The following is a 12,717-nucleotide window of genomic DNA, read 5'->3' as shown; positions in this document are numbered from 1 at the left end:
GGTGACGCCGCGGCTCCGCCCAGCCGCTAGGTTCGGGGACATGCCGATTATCGCCACCCAGGGCCTGACGATGAGGTTCCCCCGGGTGACCGCCCTGGACGACCTGACGGTGGCCGTCGAGCCCGGCGTCGTCGGGCTGGTCGGCGCCAACGGCGCCGGCAAGTCGACGCTGATCAAGATCCTGCTCGGTCTGCAGCCCCCGTCCGCCGGCACCGCGACCGTGCTGGGCATGGACATCGCCCGCGAGGGCGTCCGGATCCGGGAGAACGTCGGGTTCATGCCCGAGTACGAGTGCCTCCCGCCGGACGTGTCCGCGACGGAGTTCGTCGTGCACATGGCGCGGATGTGCGGGCTGCCGCCGACCGCCGCGCGCGAGCGCGCCGCCGACACCCTCCGCCACGTCGGGCTGTACGAGGAGCGCTACCGCCCCATCGGCGGCTACTCGACCGGCATGCGGCAGCGGGTGAAGCTGGCGCAGGCCCTCGTGCACGACCCGAAGCTCGTCTTCCTAGACGAGCCCACCAACGGCCTCGACCCGGCCGGCCGCGACGAGATGCTCGACCTGATCCGGCGCATCGGTGCCGAGTTCGGCATCAGCGTGCTGGTCACCTCGCACCTGCTCGGCGAGCTGGAACGGGTCTGCGACCACGTGGTCATCATCGACGGCGGGAAGCTGCTGCGCTCCCAGGCCGTCGAGGCCTACACCGCCGAGAGCGGCGTGCTCACCGTCGAGGTGGACGAGGGCCGCGACCGGCTCGGGCGGCACCTGTACGACCAGGGCGTCGCCGTGCACCCCGAGGGCCGGTTCCTGGTCATCGACATCGCCGGGGAGACCACCTACGACCTCGTCCGGGACGGCGTCGCCGACCTCGGGCTGCGGCTGATCCGGATGGAGCAGCGCCGCCACCACATCGAGGAGGTCTTCCAGACCGCCCCGGCCGCGACCGTCCCGCCCGGACCGCCCGGACCGCCCGGACCGCCCGGAGCACCGGGAGGTCCGCCGGGTGTTCCGCCGCCCGCGCCGCCGGGCGCCCCGCCCGTCCCCGGTGCCCCGCCCGTCCCGGCGCCGCCCGGCCCGCCGCAGGGAGGCCCGCGATGAGCACCAGCACCATCCACGACATCGGCTATCGCCACTACGAGGGCCGCCGCAGCGGCCGCGCGTACGTGATGCGGTCGCTGTACGTGCACAACCTGCGCGCCGCGTTCGGCCTCGGACGGCCCGCCCGCGCGAAGGTGATGCCGTTCCTGCTCGCCGCGATCATGCTGCTGCCGGCCGCCGGGTCGGTCGCGGTCGTCGCGGTCGCCAAGCGGCCCGAGGCGCTGATGCGCTACTCCTCGTACGCGGTCACCCTCCAGGTCATCATCGCGATCTTCCTGGCCACGCAGGCGCCGGTGCTGGCGTCCCGGGAGATCCGCTTCCACGTCGTCCCGCTGTACTTCTCCCGCCCGGTCGGCCACCTCGACTTCGTGCTGGCGAAGCTCGGCGCGCTCGCCACCGCGCTGTTCGCGCTGATGGCGGTGCCCGTCACCGTGCTGTACATCGGCGGCCTCGTGACGAAGGTGCCGGACTCCTGGCACCAGTTCCTGCACTACCTCGCGGGCCTCGCCGGCTGCGTGCTGTTCGCGCTGGTGCTCGCCGCGATCGGGACGGTCGTCGCCGCGTTCACCCCGCGCCGCGGCCTCGGCGTCGCCGCCGTCATCGCCGTCTACATGATCACCAGCACGTTCACGCTGATCATCCAGGGCATCGCCGAGCACCAGACCAACTTCACGCTGGCCGGCTGGATCGGGATCCTCGCCCCGTTCAACCTGATCGACATCGTCCAGGTGCGGCTGCTCGGGCAGGCGAAGTCCGCGGTGGACGTGCCGTCCGGCACGGTCAGCGGCGTCGTCGCGCTCGCGCTGTGCGCGCTGATCGTCGCCGGCTCGGTCGCGGTCCTGTACCGCCGGTTCCGGAAGGCGGGACTCTCGTGAGCGCAGCGAACCGGGGGGCGTGGGGGGTCGTCCCCCCTCGAAGGAGCAGGGCATGAGCGAGATCAGGCTGGAGAAGGTGTCGCGCTGGTACGGCAACGTCGTCGCCGTCAACGGCGTGTCGATGACGATCGGCCCCGGCGTCACCGGGCTGCTCGGCCCGAACGGCGCCGGGAAGTCCACGCTCATCCACATGATGGGCGGGTTCCTCGCCCCCTCGTCCGGGACGATCACCCTGGACGGCGAGCCGATCTGGCAGAACCCCGGCATCTACCGGCGGCTCGGGCTCGTCCCCGAACGCGAGAGCGCCTACGACTTCCTGACCGGCGAGCAGTTCGTGCTGTCCATGGCGAAGCTGCACAAGCTGCCCGACCCGAAGGCCGCCGCGCGCCAGGCCGTCGACCGGGTCGAGATGGCGTACGCCGCGAACCGGACGATCGGCACCTACTCCAAGGGCATGAAGCAGCGGATCAAGATGGCGTCCGCGCTCGTGCACGACCCGCCCGTCCTGCTGCTGGACGAGCCGTTCAACGGGATGGACCCGCGCCAGCGCCTCCAGCTGATGGACCTGATCACCCGGATGGCGGACGAGGGCCGCACGATCCTGTTCTCCTCGCACATCCTGGAGGAGGTCGAGCGGCTCGCCGGGCACATCGAGGTGATCGTCGCGGGCCGGCACGCCGCGTCCGGCGACTTCCGCAAGATCCGCCGGCTGATGACCGACCGGCCGCACATCTTCCTCGTCCGCTCGTCCGACGACCGGGGCCTCGCCGCCGCCGTCATCGCCGACGGCTCGGCCCGCAGCGTCCAGCTCACCGACAAGGGCCTGCGCGTCGAGGCGGTCGACTTCCAGCGCTTCACCTGGCTGCTCCCGCAGGTGTCCCGGGACGCCGGCGTCCGGCTGTGGGAGGTCTCCCCGGCCGACGAGTCCCTCGAAAGCGTCTTCTCCTACCTGGTGGCCCGATGAACGCGACCATTGCGATGATCACCTTCCGGGCGATGCTCGGCCGGCGGCGCGCGCTGCTCCTGCTCGCCCTGCCCGCGCTGCTGGTCGTCCTGGCGGTCGTGCTGCGCTGGACCGGCAACAACGACCTGGACATATCGGCGAACGTGCTGCAGAAGTTCGGCCTCGCGACGCTGCTGCCGCTGCTCGCGCTGATCGCCGGCACCGGCGTGATCGGCCCGGAGATCGACGACGGCCAGATCATGTACGTGCTGACCAAGCCGATCCCGCGGCAGGTGATCGTGCTGACGAAGCTGGCGGTCGCGATCGTGCTGGTCGCGGCGTTCTCGGTCGTCCCGACCCTGCTGGCCGGGCTGCTGCTGACCGGGACGACCGCGCAGCTCGTGCCCGCCTTCACCGTCGGCGTGCTGGTCGGCGGCGTCGCCTACAGCGCGGTGTTCGTGGCGCTGGCGGTGCTGAGCCGCAACGCGGTCACGATCGGGCTGCTGTACGCGCTGGTGTGGGAGACGCTGCTCGGCAGCTTCGCGCCGGGCGCCAAGTCGGCGTCCATCCAGCAGTGGGCGCTGTCGGTCACCGACGCGCTGACCCCGGCGTCGCCGGTCAGCTCGTCCGTCGACCTCGGCGTCGCGATCCCGCTGCTCATCGCCGTCACGGTGGGCGCCGCGTTCCTGGCCGCGTTCCGGCTGCGCTCCCTGACCATAGCCAGCGCCGAATGACCCGGCCGCCCCGGCGCGGGACGGCTGAGCGCCGGACGGCCGGGCGTCAGGAGTAGATCTTCGCGGCCAGCGCGGCCTTGCCCTGCTGGAGCGCGTGCAGCGCCGCCGGGTCGAAGCCGTTCCCGGACGGGCGCTCCGGCACCGCCGGGGGCTCGGCGAGGGCCCAGCCGCTGCCCGCGTCGACGAGGGAGCGGTGCTTGGTCGAGTAGTAGTCCGGGTTGACCGGCACCGCCACCCCGGCCGCGCCCGCGGCGGCGGCGACCAGGTGCGGGTGGAACCGGGTGGAGAGCCAGACCTGCTCCGGCCCGGCGGGCAGCCCGTTCGCCCAGATGCCGGCGAACGGGTAGAAGCGCATGCCGGGCAGGTACGGCTCGACCAGGTCGAAGATCGCCCGGTCGACGCCGGGGATGCCCTCGACGACCCCGATCCGGTCGCCGGTGACGCCCCACGCCCGCATGGTGGCCGTCACGAAGGACGCCAGGGCGGGACGCGGCATCTCCAGCAGGTCCGACTGCAGGCACAGCATCACCTCCCGCAGCTCCTCGCCGGGCGGCCGGCACAGGTGCGGGCCGAGGCCGAGGAGCAGGTCGTCGCCCGTGCGGCCGACCGCCGCCGCGCCGCCGAGCAGGCGCTCGGACGGCTCGTCCCGCACGTCGGCGAGCTCGAAGCACGCGGCCAGCTCCCGGATCAGCGGCACCGCGTCGTCCGGCGCGGGCCAGAGCCCCTGCCCGGTCATGACGGCCCGCCCGCCGGACCGCTCGACCGCGCCCACGGCGGCGGCGAGCAGCCCGTAGTGCTTCGGCCAGACCCCGTTGACGTACCCGCCGCCGATGAGGTGGACGGTCCGCGCCCGCGCGGCCAGCTCGATGCCGGCCACCCAGCGGCAGGCCATCGCGGGGCGGTGCATCGCGCGGCGCACCCAGCCGGCCTTCTCCCACGGCCCGTCGCCGGGCGCCTCCCAGCACAGCCGCCAGAACGTGTCGGTGAACCGGGCCCGCGGGTGGATCCCGTCGAGCAGCATCTGCGCCGGGCCGGGGTGCGGGCAGTCCAGCCAGACGTCGGTGTCCGGGGCGACCGCGGCCAGGTACCGCAGCCAGGCCGCGGCGATCAGCTCATCGCCGTAGTTCGGGTACCCGGTCGTGCCGACGAGATAGATCATTTCACTCCAGAGCATGTCCGCGGCCCGCCGCGCCGGCCGGCGCGGGGAGGCTCGCCCAACAGGGGACGCTCGCCGCCTCTCGGCGGATTACCCGCACGTCACGGCCCCGATCAGAGCCGGGACAGGACGCCGGAGCCGACGACGATCACCGCGCCGATCGCCATGAAGACGCACGGGACGAGCCAGCGTCCGTAGCGCTCGACGATCTCGATGACCTTCTTGTGGGAGCCGAGCCACGACCCGGCGAGGCACCACAGCGCCACCCCGGCGGCGAACACCGCGACCGTCACGGCCGTCGCGCCGGGGCCGATGGTGCGGAACACGGGCGTGTAGACCGCGATGTTGTCGGCGCCGTTGGCGATCGTGACGGCGGCCACCGCCGCGGTGCCGGACGCCACGGGCGGCGGGTCGTCGTCGCCGGACCGCAGCGCCCCGACCAGGCCGCGGACGCCGAGCGCGAACGGGACGAGGCCGAGGAGCCCGATCCACGCGTCCGGCACGACGGTCAGGCCCAGCGCCGCGACCACCGAGACCAGGACGAGGACGCCGACGCCCGCGTACTGCCCGGCCCAGATCTGCCGGGTCCGGGGCGCCCCGCCGGTCCGCGCGGTCAGGAAGAGGACGGTCAGGACGATGATGTCGTCGACGTTCGTCCCGGCGAACATCCCGATCGCCGCCCCGATGGTCGCTCCCATAGCGGACGAACCTACCGCCCCGCCGCTCGGCGGAGGTCGTCACCGTGTTGTGATCACCGGGCGCTTCCGCGCAGCGGCGCCATCCGAAAAGATCAAGTTTCGATTTTCGGATCCACCGCCGAGTTCGGGCTGACCCTGCTGACCGCCGTCGCCGTGATCGTCTGGCTCTGGCAGGCGCGCGCGAACGCCGACGTCATCGACCTGCCCGGCGGCTGGGGCCGGCCATGGGTGATCTTCGGCTGGCTCGTTCCGATCATGAACTTCCGGGTGCCGCGCGCGATCGTCGGGTCCGTGTGGCGCACCAGCGCTCCGGACGCGTCGCTCCGGCTGGTCAACGCATGGTGGGCCACATGGGTCGTCTACCTGGTCGGTACGCGGCTCGCGCGGCTCGACCTCACCGGCACGAGCGCGCACATCGCGAACCAGCTCACGCTCTACCTGCCCGTCGCGGCGGACGGGGCCGCGGCCGCCGTCCTCGGCGCGCTCGTCGTGCGGCGCCTCACCCGCGCCCAGGAGGCCCAGGCCGTCCGCCTGGCCGAGGCCGCTCGCCGGCCGCCGGTGGCGCCGGGGCCCGCGGTGTCAGATCCGGCGTAGCCGGACGCGCTGGACGGCGTGGTCGCGGTCCTTGTGCAGGACGAGGGTGGCGCGGGCGCGCGTCGGCAGGATGTTGGACACGAGGTTGATCTCGTTGACGTCCCGCCAGACCCGCTTGGCGAACGCGGCGGTCTCGTCCTCGTCCAGCTCGTGGGCGTACTTGTGGAAGTAGGAGCGCGGGTCGGTGAACGCGGTGCGGCGCAGCGCGAACAGCCGCTCGACGTACCACTGCATGATGTCCTCGACCCGGGCGTCCACATAGATGGAGAAGTCGAAGAAGTCGGACACGCCGAGGGTGCCGGGCGGCGGGGCCTGCAGCACGTTCAGCCCCTCGACGATCAGAATGTCGGGCCGCCGGACGGTCTGCGTCGCGTCCGGGACGATGTCGTACTCCAGATGCGAGTAGACCGGGATGTCCGCCGACGCCGCCCCCGCCTTGATCGACGAGACGAACCGGACCAGCGCGCGGCGGTCGTAGGACTCGGGGAAACCCTTCCTTTCCATGATCCCGCGCTCGGTAAGGATCGCGTTCGGATACAGGAAACTGTCGGTCGTGACGAGCTCCACGCTCGGATGCTCCGGCCAGCGGGCCAGCAGGGTGCGCAGCAGCCGCGACGTGGTGGACTTGCCGACCGCGACGCTGCCGGCGACGCCGATGATGAACGGGGTGGGGGCGACCTCGCCGCCGAGGAAGCCGCTGACGGTGTCGCGCAGCCGCCCGTCGGACTGGAAGAACAGGTTCAGCAGCCGCGACAGCGGCAGGTAGACCTCCTCGACCTCGGTGATGTCGATCGGGTCCCGCAGGCCGCGCAGGGCGTCCAGCTCACCGGGGGTGAGGGGCAGCGGGGTGTTCTCGCGCAGGGCCCGCCAGGCCTCGCGGGAGAGTTCCACGTAAGGGGTCGGCACGCTGTCCCATCCGCTCGTCATGGGCTGAACGGTAATCGTTCGTTCAGGCCGGTCTCCGGGTTTTCACCGGGCGTCCAACCTAGCGCCACCCGTCTACGCCCCTTGCAGGTAGGTCCGGTGGGGCGCACCGAATAGAGTGGCCGCCATGTGCGGAATCGTGGGGTACGTAGGCGGCCGGCCCGCGCTCGACGTCGTGGTCGACGGGCTGGCGAGGCTGGAGTACCGCGGCTACGACTCGGCCGGGGTGGCCGTGCTGGCCGACGGGCGGCTGGCGACGGCGAAGCGGGCGGGCAAGCTGGTGAACCTGCGGGAGGCGCTCGCGGAGGAGCCGCCGCCCGCCGGGACGCTCGGCATGGGGCACACGCGGTGGGCGACGCACGGCGCGCCGAACGACCGGAACGCGCACCCGCACACCGACTGCACCGGCTCCGTCGCGGTGATCCACAACGGGATCATCGAGAACTTCGCCGAGCTGCGCGCGGAGCTGGAGGACGGCGGCCACAAGCTGAAGTCCGACACCGACACCGAGGCCGTCGCGCACCTGCTGGAGGACGAGCTCGCGGCGGTGGACGGCAACGCCCGGGACGGCCTCGCCGAGGCGATGCGCCGGGTATGCCGCCGGCTGGAGGGCGCGTTCACGCTGGTCGCGGTGCACGGCGGCGACGACGACCTGGTGGTCGGGGCGCGCCGGAACTCGCCGCTGGTGGTCGGGGTCGGGCAGGGCGAGAACTTCCTCGCCAGCGACGTCGCGGCGTTCATCGAGCACACCCGGGACGCGATCGAGCTCGGCCAGGACCAGGTCGTGGAGCTGCGGTCGGGCGGGGTGACGGTCACCGACTTCGAGGGCCGTCCCGCCGAGGTGAAGGAGTACCACGTCGACTGGGACGTGTCGGCCGCGGAGAAGGGCGGCTACGACTACTTCATGCTCAAGGAGATCGCCGAGCAGCCGCGCGCGGTCGCCGACACGCTGCTCGGCCGGATCGGCGCCGACGGCCGGCTGCACCTGGACGAGATGCGCATCTCGGACCGGGAGCTCCGCGAGGTCGACAAGATCATCATCGTGGCGTGCGGCACCTCGTACCACGCCGGGCTGATCGCCAAGTACGCGATCGAGCACTGGGCGGGGCTGCCCTGCGAGGTGGAGCTGGCCAGCGAGTTCCGCTACCGGGACTCGATCCTGTCGCCGACGACGCTGGTCATCGCGATCTCCCAGTCCGGGGAGACGATGGACGCGCTGATGGCCGTCCGGCACGCCCGCGAGCAGCGGGCCAAGCTGCTCGGCATCTGCAACGTCAACGGCTCGACGCTGCCGCGCGAGTGCGACGGCGTCCTCTACACGCACGCCGGCCCGGAGATCGCGGTCGCCTCGACCAAGGCGTTCCTGACCCAGCTCGTCGCGGTGTACCTGATCGCCCTCTACATCGCGCAGGTGCGCGGCACCAAGTGGGGCGACGAGGTGTTCGCGATGGTGCAGCTGCTGGAGCGGATGCCGGAGAAGGTCGACAAGGTCCTGGAGACGATGGAGCCGGTCCGCGAGCTGGCCCGGTCCCTGGCGGACGAGCGGTGCGTGCTGTTCCTCGGCCGGCACGTGGGCTTCCCGGTGGCGCTGGAGGGCGCGCTGAAGCTCAAGGAGCTGGCGTACATGCACGCCGAGGGGTTCGCGGCGGGCGAGCTGAAGCACGGCCCGATCGCGCTGATCGAGCAGGGCCTCCCGGTCGTGGTGGTGGTGCCGCCGCGCGCGCGGGACGTCCTGCACGACAAGATCGTCTCGAACATCCAGGAGATCCGCGCCCGCGGCGCCCGCACCATCGTGATCGCCGAGGAGGGCGACGCGTCGGTGGAGCCGTACGCGGACACGCTGATCAGCGTCCCGGCCGTCCCGACGCTGCTGCAGCCGCTGGTGACGACCGTCCCGCTGCAGGTGTTCGCCTGCGAGCTGGCCACCGCGAAGGGCCACGACGTCGACCAGCCCCGCAACCTGGCGAAGTCCGTCACGGTCGAGTAACCCCACACACCCCAGGGCGGAGGAGCCGATCGCCTCCTCCGCCCTTTTGTGTGCGCGCTCGCCGGCGGGGGGCGGGACGAGCGCGCTATTCTCAGCCGTTTCTGAGAATCTCAGTAAATGCAAGTTTCAGTGCAAGTCGAAGGCCCCTCGCCGGGCGGCGACGACGAACCGCCGCCATTCCCCCGGAGCGAACTCCAAGCACGTATCGTCGGCCGCTCCGTCGCGTACGGAGACGATTCCGTCGTCGTGCCCGGCCACCTCGACACAGGTTGTGCTCGCCCCGCAGCGGGTGCTCTTCCTCCAGCGCTGGGGTGGTGTGGCATGGAAACTCATCCTGGCTCCCGAATCGGAGACGCATTCTGCTCACGGCGGCGCTGCCGATGCCAGGAACAAGGTAACAAGAGTTGCCGGAAATGCCGATGATCAATGGGGGTGCCGGTACCGCTGCGGCCCGTGGGGCGCAAGAGCGGCCCGCCCCGGCGGACGCCGGCGCGGGCCCTCGGTCACCGCTTCACCCGCAGATCCCGGGTCAGCGGTCCAGATCGAACCGGCCGGCCTTGGCGGCGGACGCGAACGCCCGCCACTCGGCGGCCGAGAACGTCAGCACGGGCCCGGTGCCGCCATCGAAGGCGTCCCGTGCGGCGACCGCGCCGCCGCGCAGGCTCCCGATTTCGACGCAGGCGCCGTTGCCCGCGCAGCGCGCGCTCTTCCGCCAGCCGGTCACGCCTTTTCCGGGCGCGCCGTAGGCGGGCGCGATGATGTCAGGCGACATTTCGAACGAGGACACGTGTTGGCCTTTCCTGGTATATGCACCGCCGCGGTGGGCGGTGCTATCGCCAGACGGCCCGTGCTCGCGCAATGAATTCGATGGACTCGGCGCTGTCGAGAGCGACCCGGGCCATTCCCTCGAAGGCGAGCCGATACATGTGCGTGATCTTCTCGTCGATGAACTGGCTGACGGTGAGACTTTCCGTGTGAACGATGTCCGGAAAGACGACGTCGTGCACCGGGTCGAACTCCAGCAACTGGAACGACGCCTCCATCAGAGGATGGGCGACCCCCAGCCGCAGGACGCGCAGAGTCACGTTCGGCAGTTCCGCGACCGAGCGGAGATGGTCGAGCTGCGCTCGCATCACCGCGTGGTCGCCGACGAGGCGCTGCAGCACGGACTCGTCCAGCAGGACGGTGTATTCGACAGGTTCTGCTCTGTGCAGGATTCCCTGGCGACGCATCCGCACCTCGACCCTGCGGTCGATCTCCCGCGGCGGGACGGTGTCGAAAAGATGCAGCCCGGAGATCGTCGCGCGCGCGTACGCCTCGGTTTGCAGGAGACCCGGAACGATGTAGGTCTCCCATTGCGTGATCTTGTTCGCTTCGTCTTCCAGTGCGATCAGTGCGGAGTAGCCGCCGGGAAGCTCCCGGTAACCCTCCCACCAGCCCTTCTCCGCGGCATCGTGTGCAAGGGCGATCAGCTCGGATCGGTGGGATTCGGCGATATCGTAGAGGTCGATGAGCGCGTGGATGTCGTCGATCTTCGCGCCGGTACGCGCGTTCTCCAGCCGGCTCACCTTGGCGGTCGACCAGGCCAGCCGCTCGGCGACATCGTCTCCGGTGAGTCCCTTCTGTTCCCTGAGCCGCCGGAGTTCGGCGGCGAGCCGGCGCTGCCGGACGGTCGGGCCTCGGAACGGGCTCATGTCCCCGGACGCACCGCGAGACGCGACCACCGTTTCCGACCCCCTTCTCGTCCGGGGAGCGGCCCCGTCGCAGTGTGCCGCATCGGGACCGTCCGGCGCTGCACGTTGGCTGATCATTTTACGGGTTTTTCCGCGCTCGCGCCGCACTGCAACTTCCGTGAAATCACACGCTAACCCACCTTTCGTACAGCGCACCATGAACCGGGCCCCGAGCGGGCCGCCGCGCCATTGCGGCGCCGATTGCACAACGGCTCCGGCCGGTTACGGGAGGGCGGGGCGTGGCAGGGTAAGGCTTGTGATCGTCGGGACGGCGCGCAAGGGGAGCAGCGGATGAGGTACGCGCACGAGGTCGGCAAGGTCCGGGCGGCGGAGCGGGCGCTCATGGCGCGGCTGCCCGACGGCGCGCTGATGCAGCGCGCCGCCGCCGGGCTCGCGTCCGTCTGCGCCCGCGTCCTGCCCGCCGTCTACGGGGCCCGCGTCGTCCTGCTGGTCGGCGGCGGCGACAACGGCGGCGACGCCCTGTACGCGGGCGCCCGGCTCGCGCGGCGCGGCGCGCGGGTGCGCGCCGTCCAGGCCGGCTCCAAGATCCATGAAGGCGGGCTCGCCGCGCTGCGCGACGCCGGCGGCCGGCTCCTCGACGGCGACCCCGCCGAGGCGATCGCGGGCGCCGACCTCATCGTGGACGGCCTCACCGGCATCGGCGGCACCGGCGCGCTCCGCGACCCGCACGCGCGCCTCGCCGCCCTCGCCTCCGAAGCGACCGGGATCGTCGTCGCCTGCGACGTCCCGAGCGGCGTCGACGCCGGCACCGGACGCGTCGAGGGCGAGGCCGTCCACGCCGACATCACCGTCACCTTCGGCACCCACAAGCCCGGCCTGCTCATCGACCCCGGCGCCGCCCGCTGCGGCGTCGTCGAACTCGTCGACATCGGCCTCGGCGACGACCTCCCGGACCCCGACGTCGTCGCAGCCCGGCCCGCCGACGTCCGCCCGCCCGAGCCCGGCCCCGAGTCCGACAAGTACCGGCGCGGCGTCGTCGGCATCCTCGCCGGCGGCGACGAGTTCACCGGCGCGGCCGTGCTCAGCACCGGCGGCGCCGTGCACGGCGGCGCCGGGATGGTCCGCTTCGCCTCCGTCGCGCACCCCGTCGAGCTCGTCCGGCAGCGCTGGCCCGAGGTCGTCACCACCGTGATCGAGCCCGGCCCGCACGACCCGAAGGTCCTCGAACGCGTCGGCCGCGTCCAGGCGTGGGTCGCCGGGCCCGGCCTCGGCACCGGCGACGCCGCCGAGTCGCTGCTGGCGGCCGTCCTGGCCACCGACCTGCCCGTCCTCGTCGACGCCGACGGCCTCACCGTCCTCGCCCGCCGCCGCGACCTGCTGCTGCGCCCCGCGCCGACCGTCCTCACCCCGCACGCGGGCGAGCTGTCCCGGCTCCTCGGCGTCCCCCGCGAGGACATCGAGGCCCGCCGGCTTGAGCACGCCCGCCGCGCCGCCGCCGAACTGTCCGCGACCGTCCTGCTCAAGGGCTCGACGACGCTGATCGCCGAGCAGGACCGCCCCGTGCGGGTGAACCCGACCGGCACCCCGCGGCTCGCCACCGCCGGCACCGGCGACGTGCTGTCCGGCCTGATCGGCGCCCTGCTCGCCGGCGGGATGTCGGCCCTGGACGCGGCCGCCTCCGGCGCCTACCTGCACGGCCTCGCCGCCCGTCTCGCCTCCGCCCCGCACCCGTCCGCCGCCGACGCCCCCATCAGCGCCTACGACGTCATCACCGCCCTCCCCGAAGCCTTCCGCAGTGTTTAGGCAACCCCGGCCCAGCGGGCTCGCCTAGCGGCTCGCCCGCTGACCGGTCTTGGGCGAGCGCGACCTCGCTTCGCGAGCTTCCCGATGGGGGCTCGCCTTCGGCGTCGCCCCCATCGGTCAGATAACGCGCTCGCGTGCGGGGTGAGGGTTTTGATCAAGGGCGGGGTCGGGCGGGGCTGAACCGGGTGCGGGGAAGGTGCGTCATATCAG

Annotated in this window: 13 protein-coding genes; 7 read left to right on the top strand and 6 right to left on the bottom strand. The window is 72.3% G+C overall.

Annotation, left to right across the window (positions count from 1 at the left end; translation table 11 throughout):
- Positions 1–40: 40 nt before the first annotated feature.
- The 4 genes from AB0C78_RS14470 to AB0C78_RS14455 are packed head-to-tail and all read left to right on the top strand — an operon-like array spanning position 41 to position 3,651.
- A complete protein-coding gene (locus AB0C78_RS14470) occupies positions 41–1,099 on the top strand; it encodes an ABC transporter ATP-binding protein (protein ID WP_360746978.1) in 1,059 nt (352 codons plus the stop codon).
- Complete coding sequence (locus AB0C78_RS14465) at positions 1,096–1,974, top strand: ABC transporter permease (RefSeq protein ID WP_360746975.1); 879 nt, start codon at positions 1,096–1,098, stop codon at positions 1,972–1,974. The genes AB0C78_RS14470 and AB0C78_RS14465 overlap by 4 nt, the downstream gene beginning before the upstream one ends.
- Positions 1,975–2,026: 52 nt before the next feature.
- Complete coding sequence (locus AB0C78_RS14460; protein ID WP_360746972.1) at positions 2,027–2,938, top strand: ABC transporter ATP-binding protein; 912 nt, start codon at positions 2,027–2,029, stop codon at positions 2,936–2,938.
- Positions 2,935–3,651, top strand: coding sequence for an ABC transporter permease (locus tag AB0C78_RS14455; RefSeq protein WP_360746969.1), 717 nt, complete (start codon positions 2,935–2,937; stop codon positions 3,649–3,651). Before AB0C78_RS14460 ends, AB0C78_RS14455 begins: the two co-directional genes overlap by 4 nt.
- 46 nt (positions 3,652–3,697) lie before the next feature.
- Here AB0C78_RS14455 and AB0C78_RS14450 read toward each other — a convergent pair whose 3' ends face one another.
- Positions 3,698–4,810: a polysaccharide pyruvyl transferase family protein gene (locus tag AB0C78_RS14450; protein WP_360746966.1), complete on the bottom strand. Its 1,113-nt coding sequence runs from the start codon at positions 4,808–4,810 to the stop codon at positions 3,698–3,700.
- A 110-nt stretch (positions 4,811–4,920) separates the two neighbouring features.
- Positions 4,921–5,505 (bottom strand): cadmium resistance transporter, encoded by a 585-nt coding sequence (locus AB0C78_RS14445; RefSeq protein WP_360746963.1) that lies wholly within the window; start codon positions 5,503–5,505, stop codon positions 4,921–4,923.
- Here AB0C78_RS14445 and AB0C78_RS14440 point away from each other — a divergent pair.
- Positions 5,386–6,099 (top strand): DUF4328 domain-containing protein, encoded by a 714-nt coding sequence (locus tag AB0C78_RS14440; protein WP_360747072.1) that lies wholly within the window; start codon positions 5,386–5,388, stop codon positions 6,097–6,099. The two genes, AB0C78_RS14445 and AB0C78_RS14440, sit on opposite strands and share 120 nt — an antisense overlap.
- Here AB0C78_RS14440 and coaA read toward each other — a convergent pair.
- Complete coding sequence (gene coaA, locus AB0C78_RS14435) at positions 6,085–7,026, bottom strand: type I pantothenate kinase (RefSeq protein WP_151542718.1); 942 nt, start codon at positions 7,024–7,026, stop codon at positions 6,085–6,087. The two genes, AB0C78_RS14440 and coaA, sit on opposite strands and share 15 nt — an antisense overlap.
- A gap of 124 nt (positions 7,027–7,150) precedes the next feature.
- On the opposite strand from coaA, the gene glmS reads away from it, so the two are divergent.
- A complete protein-coding gene (glmS, locus tag AB0C78_RS14430; protein WP_151542717.1) occupies positions 7,151–9,010 on the top strand; it encodes a glutamine--fructose-6-phosphate transaminase (isomerizing) in 1,860 nt (619 codons plus the stop codon).
- A gap of 126 nt (positions 9,011–9,136) precedes the next feature.
- Here the strand turns inward: glmS and AB0C78_RS14425 are convergent, their stop codons facing one another.
- The 3 genes from AB0C78_RS14425 to AB0C78_RS14415 all read right to left on the bottom strand — a co-directional run bounded on the left by AB0C78_RS14425 (position 9,137) and on the right by AB0C78_RS14415 (position 10,704).
- Positions 9,137–9,343: a DUF397 domain-containing protein gene (locus AB0C78_RS14425; protein WP_360746958.1), complete on the bottom strand. Its 207-nt coding sequence runs from the start codon at positions 9,341–9,343 to the stop codon at positions 9,137–9,139.
- Positions 9,344–9,539: 196 nt separating this feature from the next.
- Positions 9,540–9,782, bottom strand: coding sequence for a DUF397 domain-containing protein (locus AB0C78_RS14420; RefSeq protein ID WP_360746955.1), 243 nt, complete (start codon positions 9,780–9,782; stop codon positions 9,540–9,542).
- 58 nt (positions 9,783–9,840) lie between these two features.
- Positions 9,841–10,704, bottom strand: coding sequence for a helix-turn-helix transcriptional regulator (locus AB0C78_RS14415; protein WP_151542714.1), 864 nt, complete (start codon positions 10,702–10,704; stop codon positions 9,841–9,843).
- A gap of 330 nt (positions 10,705–11,034) precedes the next feature.
- Here AB0C78_RS14415 and AB0C78_RS14410 point away from each other — a divergent pair, with 330 nt between their 5' ends.
- Positions 11,035–12,507: an NAD(P)H-hydrate dehydratase gene (locus AB0C78_RS14410; RefSeq protein ID WP_360746952.1), complete on the top strand. Its 1,473-nt coding sequence runs from the start codon at positions 11,035–11,037 to the stop codon at positions 12,505–12,507.
- Positions 12,508–12,717: the final 210 nt, after the last annotated feature.

The sequence above is a fragment of the Actinomadura sp. NPDC048394 genome (assembly GCF_040651755.1).
In the GTDB taxonomy this organism is placed as follows: Bacteria; Actinomycetota; Actinomycetes; order Streptosporangiales; family Streptosporangiaceae; genus Spirillospora; species Spirillospora montaniterrae.
Note: the sequence above shows the minus strand (reverse complement) of the source record. Positions and strands in the feature narration are given on the sequence as shown.